Annotated in this window: 17 protein-coding genes; 5 read left to right on the top strand and 12 right to left on the bottom strand. The window is 58.2% G+C overall.

Annotated features, from left to right (window positions below; all coding sequences use genetic code 11):
- Positions 1-7: 7 nt before the first annotated feature.
- The 9 genes from phoU to ACR3FB_RS08515 all read right to left on the bottom strand — a co-directional run bounded on the left by phoU (position 8) and on the right by ACR3FB_RS08515 (position 8,792).
- On the bottom strand, positions 8-715 hold the full coding sequence (gene phoU / locus ACR3FB_RS08555; RefSeq protein ID WP_170373720.1) for a phosphate signaling complex protein PhoU: 708 nt from the start codon (positions 713-715) through the stop codon (positions 8-10).
- A 16-nt stretch (positions 716-731) separates the two neighbouring features.
- A complete protein-coding gene (gene pstB, locus ACR3FB_RS08550) occupies positions 732-1,529 on the bottom strand; it encodes a phosphate ABC transporter ATP-binding protein PstB (RefSeq protein ID WP_170373719.1) in 798 nt (265 codons plus the stop codon).
- Positions 1,530-1,542: 13 nt separating this feature from the next.
- Positions 1,543-2,874 (bottom strand): phosphate ABC transporter permease PstA, encoded by a 1,332-nt coding sequence (gene pstA / locus ACR3FB_RS08545; RefSeq protein WP_170665129.1) that lies wholly within the window; start codon positions 2,872-2,874, stop codon positions 1,543-1,545.
- The gene (pstC, locus tag ACR3FB_RS08540) at positions 2,871-4,343 is read right to left on the bottom strand and encodes a phosphate ABC transporter permease subunit PstC (protein WP_170638703.1); all 1,473 of its coding nucleotides are present in this window, start codon (positions 4,341-4,343) and stop codon (positions 2,871-2,873) included. Before pstC ends, pstA begins: the two co-directional genes overlap by 4 nt.
- Positions 4,344-4,428: 85 nt before the next feature.
- Positions 4,429-5,469 carry a substrate-binding domain-containing protein gene (locus tag ACR3FB_RS08535; RefSeq protein ID WP_170548721.1) on the bottom strand — a complete coding sequence of 347 codons (1,041 nt, stop codon included), beginning with the start codon at positions 5,467-5,469 and terminating at the stop codon, positions 4,429-4,431.
- A gap of 184 nt (positions 5,470-5,653) precedes the next feature.
- Complete coding sequence (locus ACR3FB_RS08530; RefSeq protein ID WP_480564652.1) at positions 5,654-6,700, bottom strand: sensor histidine kinase; 1,047 nt, start codon at positions 6,698-6,700, stop codon at positions 5,654-5,656.
- A gap of 21 nt (positions 6,701-6,721) precedes the next feature.
- Complete coding sequence (locus ACR3FB_RS08525) at positions 6,722-7,246, bottom strand: gamma carbonic anhydrase family protein (protein WP_480564655.1); 525 nt, start codon at positions 7,244-7,246, stop codon at positions 6,722-6,724.
- Positions 7,243-7,884: a guanylate kinase gene (gene gmk / locus ACR3FB_RS08520; RefSeq protein WP_170466957.1), complete on the bottom strand. Its 642-nt coding sequence runs from the start codon at positions 7,882-7,884 to the stop codon at positions 7,243-7,245. Before gmk ends, ACR3FB_RS08525 begins: the two co-directional genes overlap by 4 nt.
- Before the next feature lie 17 nt (positions 7,885-7,901).
- Positions 7,902-8,792: a YicC/YloC family endoribonuclease gene (locus ACR3FB_RS08515; RefSeq protein ID WP_480564657.1), complete on the bottom strand. Its 891-nt coding sequence runs from the start codon at positions 8,790-8,792 to the stop codon at positions 7,902-7,904.
- Between the two features lie 242 nt (positions 8,793-9,034).
- On the opposite strand from ACR3FB_RS08515, the gene ACR3FB_RS08510 reads away from it, so the two are divergent.
- Positions 9,035-9,646: a PAS domain-containing protein gene (locus tag ACR3FB_RS08510; RefSeq protein WP_480565571.1), complete on the top strand. Its 612-nt coding sequence runs from the start codon at positions 9,035-9,037 to the stop codon at positions 9,644-9,646.
- A 129-nt stretch (positions 9,647-9,775) separates the two neighbouring features.
- On the opposite strand, the gene ACR3FB_RS08505 is transcribed toward ACR3FB_RS08510, so the two are convergent.
- A complete protein-coding gene (locus tag ACR3FB_RS08505; protein WP_170373710.1) occupies positions 9,776-11,146 on the bottom strand; it encodes a class II 3-deoxy-7-phosphoheptulonate synthase in 1,371 nt (456 codons plus the stop codon).
- Positions 11,147-11,314: 168 nt separating this feature from the next.
- On the opposite strand from ACR3FB_RS08505, the gene ACR3FB_RS08500 reads away from it, so the two are divergent.
- Positions 11,315-12,319, top strand: coding sequence for a GlxA family transcriptional regulator (locus tag ACR3FB_RS08500; RefSeq protein WP_170548735.1), 1,005 nt, complete (start codon positions 11,315-11,317; stop codon positions 12,317-12,319).
- 7 nt (positions 12,320-12,326) lie between these two features.
- On the opposite strand, the gene ACR3FB_RS08495 is transcribed toward ACR3FB_RS08500, so the two are convergent.
- Positions 12,327-12,854 carry a GNAT family N-acetyltransferase gene (locus tag ACR3FB_RS08495; protein ID WP_480565569.1) on the bottom strand — a complete coding sequence of 176 codons (528 nt, stop codon included), beginning with the start codon at positions 12,852-12,854 and terminating at the stop codon, positions 12,327-12,329.
- 80 nt (positions 12,855-12,934) lie between these two features.
- Complete coding sequence (locus ACR3FB_RS08490) at positions 12,935-14,035, bottom strand: PQQ-dependent sugar dehydrogenase (protein WP_480564665.1); 1,101 nt, start codon at positions 14,033-14,035, stop codon at positions 12,935-12,937.
- Positions 14,036-14,186: 151 nt separating this feature from the next.
- Here ACR3FB_RS08490 and ACR3FB_RS08485 point away from each other — a divergent pair, with 151 nt between their 5' ends.
- The 3 genes from ACR3FB_RS08485 (at position 14,187) to ACR3FB_RS08475 (ending at position 17,111) form a co-directional block, all read left to right on the top strand.
- A complete protein-coding gene (locus tag ACR3FB_RS08485; RefSeq protein WP_170458188.1) occupies positions 14,187-15,368 on the top strand; it encodes an ABC transporter substrate-binding protein in 1,182 nt (393 codons plus the stop codon).
- A 127-nt stretch (positions 15,369-15,495) separates the two neighbouring features.
- Positions 15,496-16,284 carry an ABC transporter ATP-binding protein gene (locus tag ACR3FB_RS08480; RefSeq protein ID WP_170458187.1) on the top strand — a complete coding sequence of 263 codons (789 nt, stop codon included), beginning with the start codon at positions 15,496-15,498 and terminating at the stop codon, positions 16,282-16,284.
- The gene (locus ACR3FB_RS08475) at positions 16,281-17,111 is read left to right on the top strand and encodes an ABC transporter ATP-binding protein (RefSeq protein ID WP_170665136.1); all 831 of its coding nucleotides are present in this window, start codon (positions 16,281-16,283) and stop codon (positions 17,109-17,111) included. The genes ACR3FB_RS08480 and ACR3FB_RS08475 overlap by 4 nt, the downstream gene beginning before the upstream one ends.

Below are 17,111 nucleotides of genomic sequence, written 5' to 3'. Positions count from 1 at the left end.
GCGTCTCCTAGACGGTTTGCGACGTTGTGTCGGCCTTGGGGCGCGACTCGGTCGGGCGCTCGCCGGTGACCAGATACACGACCTGCTCGGCAATGGCGGTCACGTGGTCGCCCATACGCTCGATGTTCTTTGCGATGAAATGCAGGTGCATGCAGGACGAAATGCTGCGCGGATCCTCGGCCATGAAGGTCAGGAATTCGCGGAACAATCCGTTGTACATCTGGTCCACCTCTTCATCGCGGTCGATGACATCGGCGGCCAGTTCGGCATCCCGTTGAATATAGGCATCCAGCGCGTCGCGCAGCATGACCTCAACCTCGCGCGCCATCCGGCGCAGCGCCGAGGCGCTCCCGTTGATCTCGCCCGAGTTCACCAGCACCGTGGTCCGCTTGGCGATGTTCTTGGAATAGTCGCCGATCCGTTCAAGGTTGGCCGATACCTTCAGTACCGACAGCACCAGCCGCAGGTCGCTTGCCGTCGGTGCGCGCAGGGCGATCAGGCGGGCGGTTTCCTCGTTGATGATGTCCTCGAGCGCGTCGATGGCTTTGTCGCCCTGACGCACCTGCTGGGCGAGTTCCTCGTCCCGCGTTTCTAGCGAGCGGGCGGCGCCCATGATCGCGGCTTCGACCAGACCGCCCATCTTCATGATATGTGCCTGGATCGCTTCGAGATCGCGGTCGAAGACAGAGGCAATATGTTGTTCTGAATCGTTCATTTCGGAATACCTGTGCTCAGCCGATCCGGCCAGTGATGTAGCTTTCGGTGCGCGGGTCCACCGGGTTGGTGAAAATCTGTCCTGTTTCGCCGAACTCGACGAGGTTACCCAAGTGGAAAAAGGCCGTTTTCTGGCTGACACGCGCGGCCTGCTGCATCGAGTGGGTCACGATGACCACCGAATACTGAGCGCGCAGTTCGTCAATCAACTCTTCGACCTGGGCAGTCGCAATCGGGTCCAGTGCCGAGCAAGGCTCGTCCATCAGCAGAACTTCGGGTTCTGTCGCCACCGCGCGGGCAATGCACAAGCGCTGCTGCTGACCGCCAGACAAGCCGGTGCCCGGAGCGTCCAGACGATCCTTGACCTCTTCCCAGATTGCACCGCGACGCAAGGATTTCTCGACGATCTCATCCAGTTCCGCTTTGTTCTTGGCAAGACCATGGATTCGCGGGCCATAGGCCACATTGTCATAGATCGACTTCGGGAACGGGTTGGGTTTCTGGAACACCATCCCGACCTTGGCGCGCAGCTGAACCGGATCAACGCGTTTGTCGTAGATGTCTTCGCCGTCCAGTTTGAAGCTGCCCTCAACACGTGCGACATCAATTGTGTCGTTCATCCGGTTCAGACAGCGCAGGAACGTGGATTTACCGCAGCCTGAAGGACCGATGAAGGCTGTGACAGTCTTGTCTTCGATATCGACATTCACATCTTTGATGGCGTGAGTGTCACCGTAAAAGACTTGGCAGTCCCGGCACTCCAGCTTGATTTCATTGGTATCCACTTGTCTCTCCACTCGTGACATGTCGTTCATGGGTCTGCCCTTCTTACCAGCGGCGTTCAAAGCGGCGGCGCAGAATGATTGCGATGATGTTCATTGTCAGCAGGAAAATCAAAAGGATGATGATCCCGCCCCAAGCTTTTTCGTAGAACCCAACGTCTGCGCGCGCAGCCCAAGTGTAGATTTGGGCAGGCATGGCTGAGTTTGGTTCTGTGAACCCGGCAAGGAATCCGTCTGGGTAGCCTCGGGCAACAAAGCCCACCATCCCGATCAGCAAAAGCGGAGCGGTTTCCCCCAGCGCCTGCGCCAGACCAATGATTGTACCGGTCAGGATACCGGGCGCGGCCAGCGGCAGAACGTGATGGAACACCGCCTGCATTTTGGAAGCCCCTACCCCAAGTGCGGCATCACGGATCGACGGCGGAACTGCTTTCAGCGACGCCCGGGTCGAGATGATGATCGTCGGCAAGGTCATCAAGGTCAGCACCAGGCCACCAACCAGCGGGGCCGATTGCGGCAGGTGCATGAATTGAATGAAGACAGCCAGACCAAGGATACCAAACACGATCGAAGGAACCGCAGCCAGGTTCGAGATATTTACCTCAATCAGATCGGTGAACCTGTTTTGCGGCGCGAATTCTTCCAGATAGATCGACGCGGCTACGCCAATTGGCAGCGAAAGCGCCAGAACCACCAGCATCATGAAGAACGATCCTACAACCGAAGCACCAATGCCGGCGCCGCCAGGGTTGTCCACGCCCGAGTCTGCCCCCGTGATGAACGGCCAGTTGAAGACCTGTTTGATGATTCCAGCTTCCTTGAGTGCATCGACCAGATCCAGATCACTTTTCTGGAGGAAACGACTATCCTGTATGGTGTCGCGCGACACCCGGCCTTTGAAGTATCCATCAACGCGGCTTGAGGCTGCCAGATCAAACTCGATAGGCTCGCCCAGTTTGTCCGGGTTTTCTGCGTAGAATGTTCGAATGGTTCCGCCTACTTTACCCAGCAGACGCTCAATTGCCGCTTCGTCGAAATCGACTTGGAGACCGCTTTCATCGAGCTCTTTGTTCAGTGCCGCGATGAATAGGTCCGAATAGGCTTTGGTCTTGAACAGCGTGCTTTCAGCCTCTTCCTGCTCTTGCTGGGTTAAGGTGAAGTCAACGCTGACAACAGTCCGGGTGAAGGCTGGAATACCTTCGGACAGGATCGATGCGAACAGGACGATCAGGAAGAACAGACCGGTCGCAATCGCGACGATACCATAGGTGCGGAAGCGTTTTTCTGCCTTGGCGCGTTTGCGGGTCCGCGCATCATATGCAGTCAGGGAAACAGCTTGGCGACCCGTTTCTGGGGTTTGCATGCTTGCGTCTGTCATTCGTACTGCTCCCGGTACTTACGCACGATGTAAAGGGCAAAGACGTTCAGGCCCAGCGTGACAACGAACAGTGTCATGCCGAGCGCAAAGGCAACCAGCGCTTCTGGCGAGGCAAAGTCTGCGTCGCCGGTCAGCTGGCTCACGATTTTTGCGGTGACGGTTGTCATCGCCTCAAACGGGTTCAGGCTAAGCCGAGCGGCTGCCCCTGCCCCCAGAACCACGATCATGGTCTCACCAATAGCACGTGAGGCTGCGAGCAGGATCGCACCCACGATGCCCGGTAGCGCGGCAGGCAGAACCACCTGGCGGATGGTTTCGGACTGCGTTGCACCCAGGCCATAGGACCCGTCACGCATCGCTTGTGGCACGGCGTTGATGATATCGTCGGACAGCGACGACACAAAGGGGATCAGCATGATGCCCATCACCAGACCGGCTGTCATCACGGCCGTACCCGCCTTCATCCAGCCCAATCCGTTGTCACCAAAGACGTCCAGCAAAAGAGGACCGACGGTCAGCAGGGCGAACAAGCCGTATACGATGGTTGGAATGCCCGCCAGAACCTCCAGCAACGGCTTGGCAACAGAGCGCACGGCGGGCGATGCATATTCGCTGAGGTAAATCGCGGCAAACAGCCCAATCGGCACAGCCACCAGCAGAGCAACTATAGAGATATAGAGCGTGCCCCAAAGCAGCGGGATGATCCCCAGTTCCGACAACCCGCCCCGGCCCGAAAAGCTGGGCGACCAGGTCAGGCCAAAAAAGAACTCTGGGGCCGGGTAGAGCTTGAAAAACTCCCATGTATTGAAAACCAGTGACAGAACAATGCCAACGGTGGTCAGAATTGCAATCGAGGCCGCTGCGAGTAGCAGAAAGCGCACACCCTGCTCAACAACGTTGCGGGCGCGATAGTCCGCCTTGGTTTGCATCCAGCCTGCCCCGGCGCCAATCAGCGCCACGACCAGAACCACGACGGTCATGATTCCATATCCGGTTGCATTTAAAGCGCGATGGCTCTGTGCCGCGTTTAGCACCGGTTGGGTGATATCGGATGTAACCACTTGACCCGCATCTTTCAGGTTCTGAGTCACTTCGGTCAGATCGGCTTGGGGGTCACTAGCGGCTGCTTCGGTCATATTTCCCTGCGACACAGCGGCTTGAAGTCCGCTAGCCGTGCGACGCACCTCGGCCATGACCAAACTTAGAGAGGAACCCTCTTTGACTGATGTATCGGGGATCATGCCCGAGACCTTGGAATTCACATACAACGGCTGAACCAGCAGCCAGATAATGAGAAGGCCAAAAGCCGGGACAATTGTCTTCAAAAGAACATTTGCGCCGTAATAGGCTGGCAACGAATGCAAGTCTCGCGGTTCGCCTCCTGCGCTTTGAATTGCGCGGGCCCGTCCCAGAACATAGCCGAGCACAGCGATCGCCAACACGATCAGAACAAGCCAAAATATCGGCATCATATCCCCACTATTCTTGACTGGGCTATAGTCGCAGAAAGGGACGGCGAGATCCGCCGCCCCAAACATTCATCCATAGATCGGCTTAGCTGCCCGAACCCATGGTCACTTCGTTGTTGATCGCTTCCTGAGTTTTTGCCAGCTCAGGGTCAGCAACGAGGCCATAGTTGGCCAGCGGGCTCGAAGGGCCAGCGATTTCGTCAGCGACGAAGAACTGAGCGTATTCTTTCAGGCCAGGGATCACGCCGATATGAGCTTTCTTCACGTAGAAGAACAGCGGACGCGATACAGGGTATTCACCGGTCGAGATGGTCTCGGTCGATGGTGCGATACCCGACATGGTCGCAACTTTCAGCTTGTCGGTGTTGTTCTCGTAGAACGCCAGACCGAAGACGCCGATGCCGTTCGGGTTGGTGTCGATACGGGCCAGGGTCTCGGTGTAGTCACCGTCGATGTCGACCGATTTGCCATCGGTACGAACAGCCAAGCATGCGTCTTCTGCGTCATCTTCGCTCATGCCGCCAGCGATCATCGCTTCCATGGCGCCAGTTGCTTCACAGCCGATCAGCAGAACTTTTTCTTCGAACACTTCACGGGTGCCGTGCTTGGTACCGGGGATGAAGCCCGCGATTTCAACGTCAGGCAGGTCTCCGTTGAACTCGGCCCAAGTGTTGTATGGGTTGTCGACGATCTCGCCGTCTTTCAGAACCTTCGCGCCCAGAGCGTTGAAGATGTCCGAAGGCTCAAACGCGTTGAAGGCAGGGCCAGACTGCTGGCTTGCAAAGACGATGCCATCGTAGCCGATGCGGACTTCCATGATGTCGGTCACGCCGTTTTCGGCACAGGCTTTGATTTCTTTCTCGCGGATCGCGCGCGACGCGTTTGCAACGTCAATGGTGTTCTCGCCAACGCCTTCGCAGAAACGTTTCAGGCCGGCCGACGAACCACCCGATTCAACAACCGGTGTCGGGAAGTCGGTGTTCTCGCCAAACAGTTCTGCGACGATCGATGCGTAAGGCAGAACGGTTGACGAACCAGCAACCTGAACGTTGTCACGAGCTGCAGCAGTGGTTGCCGAAACGGCAGCAATTGCCAGCGCAGAAGCCGACAGTTTTACAAAGGACATTTCAGTCTCCTTGAGAATTGGGTTTTTGATCACCCCCATGATGATCTTGCGCGAACCACTAGGCCCCGTGCGTAAGGCTTTTGTGACAGGTACGTAACAGTTTTATGACAAGCCGGGTTTTTCTTGCCTCTTGCTGTCATAAATCTTTTGGCACGGCCATGTTGGCTTTGCGGAAACCCGCTCTCTAGCGCGGTAAAATCACCGTAAAAACAGTGCCTTTTCCTAAATCGCTTTCCACCCGAAGGCGCCCGCGGTGACGGTTGACGATATGCTTCACAATCGCGAGCCCAAGCCCGGTTCCGCCCAATTGGCGCGATCTGTGACTGTCGGCGCGATAGAACCGCTCGGTGAGTCGCGGCAGGTGAACGGAATCAATGCCAGGCCCTCGATCGATGATCTGCACCCGCACTGCCGGGCCACGTATGGCCGTATCCCTCTCTGAGGTGGTCACGCGCAACTCGACACTGCCGCCGCTGCCGCCATATTTGATGCCGTTCTCGACCAGATTGGTAAACACCTGACGCAACTGATCGCTGTCGCCGGTCATAGTCACCGGATCCTCAGGCGCATCAAGCGTCAGCACCACCTCGGCGTCATCGGCCAAAGGGCGCATAGAGTTCAGCGTGGATTGCAGCAGACCTGTCAGTTCCAACTCCTCTTTCGGGCGCACGCGTTCCTCGCTTTCCACCCGGTTGAGCGACAGCAGATCGCCGACAAGGCGGTTCATGCGGTTTGCCTCATCCGTCATGATTTGCAAAAATCGCTCACGCGCGGCGTCGTCATCTCGGGCCGGACCCCGCAGGGTTTCGATGAAGCCCATCAGGGCGGTCAGAGGGGTGCGGAGTTCATGACTGACATTGGCGACGAAATCGCGACGCATCTGGCTGGCTTGTTCCAGATGCGTGATATCCTGAAAGATCGTCAGCACCGCCCCGCCGGACACCGCGCCGATGCCGTTCATATAGCGGCAGATCACCTCGAAGGTTGTATCCTGCGCGCCGTCATTTGAAAGGTGCCGCGTTTTGGCCGGACCCTTGCTGCGCAAGCTTTGCTCGATCGCTTCAATGACCTGAGGCTGCCTGAGGATCGTCGCAAAATGACGGCCCGTGATGTTCTGGCTTAGCAGGGTTTTGGCGTCGGTATTGGCGGCGATGATTCGCTCGGTCTGGTCGACCAGAAGCGCGGGCATCGGAATGGCCGACACGTATTCATCCAGAAGGTTCTCAGCCATGTTCGATTGGTTTCCTGCCGCTTAAGCCAACGGTTTCAGGGTGTCCCTGAATTTGCGCATGTTCTGCTGATAGTGCAGCGCGCTGAGCGTGTTCCGCTGGGCTGCGGCTTCATCCAGCTGACGAACCACCTTGCCCGGAGACCCCATGACCAGCGAGTTGTCGGGGATCTCTTTGTTTTCCGTGATCAGCGCCCCTGCCCCAATCAGGCAGTTCTTGCCGATCTTCGCCCCGTTCAGAATGATCGCCCCCATACCGATCAGAGAATTCTCACCAATCGTGCAGCCATGCAGCATGACCTTGTGGCCGATTGTGCAATTCGCCCCGATTGTAAGAGGAAAACCAGTGTCGATATGCATGACGCAGTTCTCTTGCACATTGCTGCCCGCGCCGACGCGGATTTCTTCGTGATCCGCCCGGATCGTGCAGCCAAACCAGACCGAAGCGCCCTCTTCCAGTACCACCTTGCCAATCAGATTGGCGTCCGGCGCAACCCAGGTGTCTTCGTGGATTTGGGGCGTGTGATCTCCCAGCGCGTAGATGGTCATGACTGCTCCTCGAATTCCATCTGCAGGGTGCGGACGTGGTTTTGCAGTTTTGGTTGCTGAATGCGACGCATCCGTTCGGCGCTGACGATGGTTTTCAGCTTTTCCTCTGTCGAATCCAGATCGTCATTCACCAGCACATAGTCGTAATAGCCCCAGTGGCTGATCTCATCCCAGCTTTTCAGCATGCGCTTGCCGATGACATCGGCGCTGTCCTGAGCCCGGCTCTCCAATCTGCGGCGTAGTTCGGGGATCGAGGGCGGCAGGATGAAGATCGACAGCGCGTGTTTGCCGAGGTCTGAGTTGCGGATCTGCACCTCGCCCTGCCAGTCCACGTCGAACAAAACATCCTTGCCGGATTCGATGGACTCACGCACAGGGCCAGCGGGTGAGCCATAGAAGTTGCCGAACACATGCGCATGTTCCAGCATTTGCCCATCGGCCACCTGCTGTTTGAATTCGTCTTCGGACAAGAAGTAGTATTCGCGGCCATGTTCTTCACCCGGACGTGGTTCGCGGGTTGTGGCCGAGATCGAGAATTCGAGTTCGGTATCCCAGGCCATCAATCTGCGGGCCAAGGTGGACTTACCCGCGCCCGAAGGGGATGACAGGATGATAAGGAGGCCGCGGCGATCTGCCATGTCAGTTCTTCCTACTGTTATTCAACGTTTTGTGCCTGCTCGCGCATCTGGTCGATCACCGCCTTCAACTCCAACCCAACCGAGGTCAGATCGGCGCTTTGCGCCTTGGAGCAGAGGGTGTTGGCCTCGCGGTTGAACTCCTGCATCAGGAAATCCAGCTTACGGCCAACCGCACCATCCTGCGCCAGAAGGTCCCGCGCGGCGGTGACATGGGCGCTGAGGCGGTCGATTTCTTCGGTGATGTCGGCCTTGACGGCGATCAGGGCGAGTTCCTGCGCCACCCTCTCAGGTTCGACCCCTTGGGCGTTATCCAACACGCGGGCGAGGTTTTCGCGCAGCGCCTCGGCCATCTTGTCCTTGCGCTGTTCGGCCAGTTCGGCGGCCTGTGCGGTCAATGCCGCGACCTGATCCAGCTGAGACGCCAGGATCCCGGCCAGAGCTTCGCCCTCGGTCTGTCGCATGTCGAGAAACGCCGCCAGAAGCGGGGTGAATTCGGTGGTCATCTGCGCGACCAGCAGGGCCGGATCGTCTGCCTCGGCCCCCGCATCCAGCATACCTTTGAGGGTCAGCAGATCACTCGCCTTGGAGGGGGCCAGTGCGATCCCCCTTGCCTCGGCCATGGTCTGTGTCTGTTGCAAGGCGTCCAGGCCCGCCGACATCGCAACCGTGTTCAAGGCCAGATCCGGCTGGGATTCGTCCCGGCTGATCCGCAATGACAAGGTCACATTGCCCCGGCTCAGCGATTTGGACAGAACACCCCGCAACGCGGCGTCAAGCCCGGTCAGCCAGTCGGGCACGCGAATGCGCATGTCCAGCCCCTTGCCGTTCACGCTGCGCAGTTCCCATGTCCAGCTATGGGGGCCGAACTCTCCCTTGCCCGAGGCGAACCCGGTCATGGATTTGATCATCACTGCCCTTTCCATCGCTGTCAGTCTTCGTGTCAGCCGCACCTAATGCCATTGCCCGGTGCAGAGCAAGAGTTTGCTGAGACCGCCTCTGTCCGACAGAAGTTAACCATTCGTTAAAGAATTGCTCCAAAATTGACTCAACCCGTGTCAATCTTGTCTCTAGCTCGGTCGTTTGGCCGAAAATGCCTCCGATATGTTGCATTTTATGAAAATGACGGTGATTAGACGCTAGGGTAATGAAAATGAAAACCTTTTTTGGGACTGGCTCGAAGTCCAAACTTGGAAAGACAGTCGCAATGGATCGCTTTGACAGCGGGTGCAGCCTCTCACCGATCCGTCAGGCCGAGGCCTACTGGACCGCGTTGCTTGACGGGAATAGCGTGCCCATGCGGTCGCAGATTGATCCGCGTGGGCTTGAGAATATTCTGGAATACACCTTCATCCTCGAGCGGATTGCACCGGGGCTGGCCCGGTTTCGCCTCGCGGGCAGCCACCTGAACAAGCTGGCCGGGATGGAGGTGCGCGGCATGCCTCTGACCGCGTTTTTCGATCCCGAGGCGCGTAAGGCAGCCACGAATGCTCTAGAGCAGGTCTTTGCCAACCCCGCAATTGCCGAATTGGATATGGTGTCCAGCGGCGCGTTCGGGCGCGCCCGGATGCAGGCGCGTATGCTGCTTTTGCCGCTGAAAAGCGATCTGGGGGATGTCAGTCGCGTTATGGGCGTCATGTTCAGTGACGGCGCGATCGGAGCGACCCCGCGCCGCTTCTCGATCCAAGACAGCCGGATCAAACCGGTGAGCGAGGTTCAGGCGCCGGCCAAGCCAAAGCTGGAAGTCACGGACGGTTTTGCTTAGGGCTTTGCCGAGGGCAAGGCAGAATTCAAACGCCCCAAAGGGCACCTCAGGCTGGTTGCATCGCGCGACGACTGATCCAAAGAAAAACGGCGGGCTAAGGACCCGCCGTTTTCTTTGATTGATTGAACCTTAGCTTGCTTCGCGCTTGGTGCGGTCGCGGCGCAGGTTGGTCAGTTCTTCGGCGACCAGGAAGGCCAGTTCCAACGATTGCGACGCGTTCAAACGCGGGTCGCACGCCGTGTGGTACCGGTCCGAGAGGTCCTCTTCGGTCACGGCACGCACGCCGCCGGTGCATTCGGTGACGTCCAGACCGGTCATCTCGAAATGCACACCACCGGGGATGGTGCCTTCGGCCTGATGCACGCCAAAGAAGTCCCGCACTTCGCGCAGGACCGAATCGAACGGGCGGGTTTTGTACCCGGTGGCCGATTTGATCGTATTGCCGTGCATGGGGTCGCAGACCCAAGTGACCTTGGCGCCCTCTTCCTTGACCGCTTTGACCAGACGCGGCAGATGCTCACCCGCCTTGCCTGCACCGAAGCGGGCGATCAGGGTCAGACGACCCTCTTCGTTTTCGGGGTTCAGCTTGGACATCAGCACCTTGAGGTCCTCGGCCGTTGTGGTCGGGCCACATTTCAGACCGATCGGGTTCTGAACGCCACGGCAGAATTCCACATGCGCGCCGTCGGGCTGACGGGTGCGGTCGCCGATCCAGATCATGTGACCGGAACCTGCCAGCCAGTTGCCCGAAGTCGAATCCAGACGGGTCAACGCCTCTTCATATTCCAGCAACAGACCTTCGTGGCTGGTGTAGAACTCAACGGTCGAGAACTCATGCGTCGTCTCGGCGGTGATGCCCGCAGCACCCATGAAGTCGATCGTGTCCTGAATGCGGTCGGCAATCTCGGAGTATTTCTGAACGTCCTGTTCATCCGTGAAGCCCAGCGTCCAAGAATGCACGCGGCTCATGTCGGCGAAACCACCGGTCGAGAACGCGCGCAGCAGGTTCAGCGTGGCGGCGGCCTGTGTGTAGGCCTGCAGCATCTTGGACGGATTCGGAATCCGCGCCTCGGGCGTGAAGTCCAGCTCGTTGATGATGTCGCCACGGTAGCTGGGCAGCTCAACGCCATCCACAACCTCGGTCGGTGCGCTACGCGGTTTGGCAAACTGCCCAGCCATACGGCCCACTTTGACCACCGGCACCTTGGCGCCATAGGTCAAAACCATCGCCATTTGCAGCATCACTTTGAACGTGTCACGGATCGCATCCGCGCTGAATTGTTCAAAGCTTTCAGCACAATCCCCGCCCTGCAACAGGAAAGCCTCGCCGCGACCGGCGGCACCCAGATGTTGCTTGAGACGCCGCGCCTCACCGGCAAAGACCAGCGGGGGATACTGCGAAAGCTGCGCCTCGACTTTGGCCAGCGCGGCCGCGTCGGTATAGTCTGGCATCTGAACCCGGGGCTTGTTGCGCCAGTTCGATTTTTGCCATTCGGTCATAGCCTTGATCTCCGCTGATAGTATTCAGGTGGTCTCTATACAAAAAGCCGGGAAGAGAGACCATATCCGATTTGCGGCTCTTGACGTCGTAAACAAGCTTTGATCATGGTATCTGTCAAATCATGCGCGCCCAAGGCGCATCGGCCACCGAATCAAGGACAAAAACCCATGCAAGAACAACGCCAAGTTGTCAAAGTCGACGGTAACGTCGACAAGCCGATTAATTTTGTATTCGTCTTATTGGATGGATTTTCGCTTTTGTCCTTTGCGTCGGCTCTGGACAGCCTGCGCATTGCCAATCGTATGGCAGATAAGCCTGTCTATACGTGGTCTTTGATCGGTGAAGGTGGCGATACAATTACCTGCTCGGCAGGCACGACTTTCAAGCTGGACCAGGACCTGATCGAGCTGCAGCGTGATGACATCGTTCTGATCTGTGGCGGGGTCGAGGTTAAGACCGCAACCACCAAGAAGATCCTGAACTGGATGCGGCGCGAGGCCCGCAAAGGGCTGCGGATCGGTGGCTTGTGTACGGCAGCCTATTCGCTTGCCAAGGCGGGGCTGCTGGAGGGTAAGCGAGCGACCATCCACTGGGAAAACTCGGACAGCTTCATTGAAGAGTTCGACAATGTGGAACTGACCAAATCCGTGTTTCAGGTTGACGGCAACCGGATGACCACCGCGGGGGGCACCTCATCCATTGATCTCATGCTAAAGCTGATCGCGAATGACTATGGCGAGGGTCTGGCCAGCGCCGTAGCCGATCAGATGATCTATTCTTCAATCCGCACGGATCAGGACACGCAGCGCTTGTCGACGCCCACTCGGATTGGGGTCCGACATCCGAAGCTGAGCCAGGTCATTCTGATGATGGAAAAGAACATTGAAGAGCCGATCTCGCCTTCGATTCTGGCCAAGGATGTCGGCATGTCGACCCGCCAGCTGGAGCGTCTGTTCCGCCGCTACCTGAGCCGCTCACCCAAGCGGTATTACATGGAGTTGCGACTGCACAAAGCCCGCAACCTGCTTATGCAGACGGATATGAGCGTGATTAACGTGGCGCTGGCCTGCGGTTTTGCCTCGCCGAGCCATTTCTCCAAGTGTTACCGAGCGCATTACAACACCACGCCATACCGTGAGCGCGGGGCACAGTCTGGGCGGCTGTCCGTGTAAAGCCGCTTTACAGGGTCTTTTCAAAATAGTGCAGATGGGGCCTGAGCATGGGCTGATCCAGATAGGTCGTCGTCTCAATGGGTCCGGACATTTCGACAAATCCCAGTTTCGGATAGAGGTCCCTCATTTCGACATTCGGAGTAAGCGTGTCAGCTACAAGGCGCTTTAACCCCAACGTGCGGGCTGCGTCTTCTCGGGCTTTTATCATGGCACGCCCCGCACCTGTGCCGCGCGCGGCTTCGGTCACGAACACGCGTTTCAATTCGCCGGTGTCCCGATCCAGCCGTTTCATCATGCCACAGCCGATGATCTTACCCGTGCTGTCTCGCGTCAGAACCAGGCACCCGTTTGGCGGCAGATAGTCCTCTGAGTGTGCCCAAAACTCGGCCAGCGCGCTTTGCGGCGCAGCCGGATCGATTTCAAACCCCATGGCCGTCATGCGCTCAACGATCAACGCATAATATTGGGACAGGATGCCGTTCAACTCATCCTGATCTGGCAGCGTGTCACACATTTCAATCGAAAAGTCGCGCAATGGACCGTACCCTCAGATGGTTTCTTGATACAGGATCAAGCTCGGTTACTCGGCAACAGTCAAGGAGGGCGAGCACTGATCTATCTATCCGGGGAAAGCCGAAAAACTGCCCCATTGCCTACGGAAATGAACCAGATCGACCCATCCGGGGCCTCAACGATATCCCGGACCCGCTCTGTTTCGGGGCCTCTGATCTGTTCGACCTCGCGCAGTGGGTTGCCGTCCAGCCGGGCGATGTAATCAAACTTGAGCGATCCCACGAAGATGTCGCCTTTCCATTCCGGCCAGAGCGCACCTGAATAGACCATCAACCCCGACGGCGCGATTGAAGGGTCCCAATAGTGGCGTGGCTGCTCCATCCCATCCTTGGAAGTGCCTTCGCCTATCGTCTTGCCCGAGTAGTGCTTGCCATAGGAAATGACGGGCCAGCCGTAGTTCAGCCCCGGTTGCACGAGGTTGACCTCATCCCCTCCGCGCGCGCCATGCTCGGATGTCCAAAGACGCCCCTGAGCATCCAGATCGGCGCCCTGAGGGTTGCGGTGCCCGTAGGACCAGATCTCGGGCCGAATATTCGCCTGCCCGACAAAGGGGTTGTCGGCAGGAACCGAGCCATCCCGATTGATGCGGATAATCGACCCGATTGGGTTTGAGCGGTCCTGAGCCTGCGGCGGATCCCCCCGATCCCCGATGGTGACAAACAAACTGCCGTCTTCCGCCTCAACCACTCGGGAGCCAAAGTGACGCCCGCCCGAGCCTCCGGGCGTGGCCTCGAACAGGATACGCGTGTTGGTCAGGCGTTTGCCGTTCTCCGACAGGCGCGCGACGGCCAGCGCGGTGCCAGCCCCATTGCTCTGAGGTTTCGAGAAGGTCAGAAAAACCTCGCGCGTCTGTGGGAAATCCCTCGCGATGGTCACGTCCAGCAAGCCGCCCTGCCCTCTGGCGGCCACTTTCGGCACCCCCTTCACTTTTTGAGATTTCCCGTCCGACACATAAAGCACATCGCCATCCCGTTCGGTCACCAGAAACGATCCATCAGGCAGGATGCCTACGGCCCAGGGCGCATCCAGTCCCTCGATCATCGGCTCGATCTGAACCGTACCTTGGGATGTCTCAAGCTCCTCGGCGCAGGCGAGACCTGCGCTGATCATAAAGGCAAGAATCGCAAAGGGTCTGGGCGTCATGGGACTTCCTTTCGGACTGACAGCGTTATCACCATGAGAACAAATAGGATTATGGAGCGTAAAAACACGATTGCGTTAGGACTTTTCTTTTCCGGATTGCTTGCCTAGGGTCATGCGCAGAACGAATACGTTCACAATAGGGAGTAACCATATGAAAAAGCTGCTGACTGCAACTGCAGCCTCCGCTCTGCTGGCGGGAACCGCAATGGCCGAAGACGTCAAGCTTGGCGTTCTGTTCGGCTTCACCGGCCCGATTGAATCGCTGGCGCCTGCCATGGGTTCGGGCGCCGAGATGGCGATGGCCGAAGTCACAGAATCCGGCAAGCTGCTGGACGGAGCAACCGTGACCGCGACACGCGCAGATACCGGCTGTATCGACAACGGCCTGTCCACGTCGAACGGCGAGCGCATGATCGCTGACGGCGTTGCTGGCATTATCGGCGGTGACTGCTCGGGCGTCACCGGCGCGATCCTGCAGAACGTCGCGATTCCGAATGGCATGGTGATGATCTCGCCATCTGCCACCTCGCCCGGTCTGTCGACCATGGAAGACAACGGCTTGTTCTTCCGCACCGCGCCGTCAGATGCGCGTGAAGGTCAGGTGATGGCCGACATCCTGAACGATCGTGGCATTAGCTCGATCGCTCTGACCTACACCAACAACGACTACGGCAAGGGTCTCGCGGACGCGATCCAGTCCTCGTTCGAGGCGTCGGGTGGCGAAGTCACCATCGTCGCAGCGCACGAAGACGGCAAAGCCGACTACTCGGCTGAAGTTGGCGCGCTGGCCTCGGCCGGTGGCGATATTCTGGTCGTTGCGGGCTACCTGGACCAAGGTGGTCTGGGCATCATCCAGTCGGCTCTGGACAGCGGCGCGTTTGACACATTCGGTCTGCCCGGCGGCATGATCGGTGACTCGCTGCCTGCCAACGTCGGTCCGGACCTGAACGGCTCGTTCGGTCAGATCGCTGGTTCGGGTGGTGAAGGTGCTGAAAAGTACTTTGCTATGGCCGAAGCGGCGGGTTTCGACGGCTCGTCGCCCTACTCGCCTGAGTCCTATGACGCTGCCGCCCTGTTCATGCTGGCCATGCAGGCCGCAGGTTCCACCAACCCGGCGGACTATGGATCCAAGATCATGGACGTCGCCAATGAACCCGGCGAGAAGATCTATCCGGGTGAGCTAGCCAAGGGCCTGGAACTGCTCGCTGCGGGTCAGGAGATCGACTATGTCGGTGCCTCAGGTGTTGAGCTGATTGGCCCCGGTGAAAGCGCGGGTTCTTACCGTGAGATCGAAGTCACCGACGGCGAGAACAAAACCGTCAACTTCCGTTGATCCAAGGTTAACAGTCATAAAAACAAGCAGCCCGGGCCTTGTGTCCGGGCTGTTTCAATGACAAAAGCCCGCACCATTCGTACAGGGACGTGGCAACAACGCCGGAAAACGGCGGCTAGGGGAAAAAATGATCGTCGTCGAAGACGTGCATAAGCATTTCGGCGGGTTTCATGCGGTGGACGGGGCATCGCTGGAAATCCAAAAGGGCTCGATCACCGGTCTGATCGGACCGAACGGGGCCGGAAAAACCACTTTGTTCAACGTGATCGCGGGTGTTTTGCCTCCAACCAGCGGCAAGGTGGTGATGGATGGTGAAGATATCACCGGCCTGCCCCCACATGAGCTGTTTCACAAGGGCTTGCTGCGCACCTTCCAGATAGCGCATGAATTTTCGTCCATGACCTGCCGCGAGAACCTGATGATGGTGCCCGGTGCGCAATCCGGGGAATCGCTTTGGAACACATGGTTCGGTCGCAAACGGATTGCTGATGAGGAACGCGCGCTGCGGGCCAAAGCTGATGAGGTGCTGGAGTTCCTGACAATCGAACATCTGGCCGATCACAAAGCGGGTCAGGTTTCGGGCGGGCAGAAGAAGCTGCTGGAGCTTGGTCGCACCATGATGGTCGACGCCAAGATCGTGTTTCTGGACGAGGTCGGCGCGGGTGTGAACCGCACCCTGCTGATGACCATTGGCGACACGATCCTGCGTCTGAACAAAGAACGCGGCTATACCTTCGTCGTCATCGAGCATGACATGGATTTCATCGGCAAGATCTGTGACCCCGTCATTTGTATGGCCGAGGGCAAGGTGCTGGCCGAGGGAACCCTGGACGAGATCAAAGCCAATGAACACGTGATCGAGGCCTACCTGGGCACTGGCCTGAAGAACAAAGACAAGCTGGAGGCCGGAGCGTGAGCGATAATCCTTATCACGACGACAAAGGCAACAAGGACGCGTCGATCACGAACACGCAAGGCGTCGGCACCATGACCCCGGCCCATCGCAAAAGCGGCGCAACACACAAGGTCGATGGTGGGCCGTTTCTGATCGGCGACACGATGACAGGTGGCTACGGCAAAGGGCCCGACATTCTGCACGATTGCACCATCGCCGTCGACCGGGGCGAGATTGCAGTCATCGTCGGGCCCAACGGCGCTGGCAAGTCTACTGCGATGAAGGCCGTGTTCGGCATGCTGGATGTGCGCTCGGGCGCAGTTCGGTTGGACGGCGAGGATATCACCTCTCTCACGCCTCAGGACCGGGTGATGCGTGGGATGGGTTTTGTGCCGCAGACTTCGAACATCTTCACCTCGATGACGGTGGAAGAGAACCTTGAGATGGGTGCCTTTATCCGCCGGGATGATTTCTCGGACACGATGGAGCAGGTCTATGAGTTGTTCCCCATCCTCCGCGATAAACGCCATCAAGCGGCCGGCGAACTGTCGGGCGGTCAGCGCCAGCAGGTGGCCGTGGGCCGCGCGCTGATGACTCAGCCGAAGGTACTGATGCTGGATGAGCCGACCGCCGGTGTCTCGCCTATCGTGATGGATGAACTGTTTGACCGGATCATCGAAGTCTCACGCACCGGGTTACCGATCCTGATGGTCGAACAGAATGCCCGTCAGGCCTTGGAGATCGCAGACAAGGGATACGTGCTGGTTCAGGGGCGGAACGCCTATACCGGCACGGGCAAGGAACTGCTGGCCGATCCCGAAGTGCGTAAGAGTTTCTTGGGGGGCTGA

The organism is Ruegeria sp. AO1 (genome assembly GCF_056535985.1).
The sequence above is the reverse complement of the archived record's forward strand: the minus strand, read 5'-3'. Positions and strand labels throughout refer to the sequence as shown.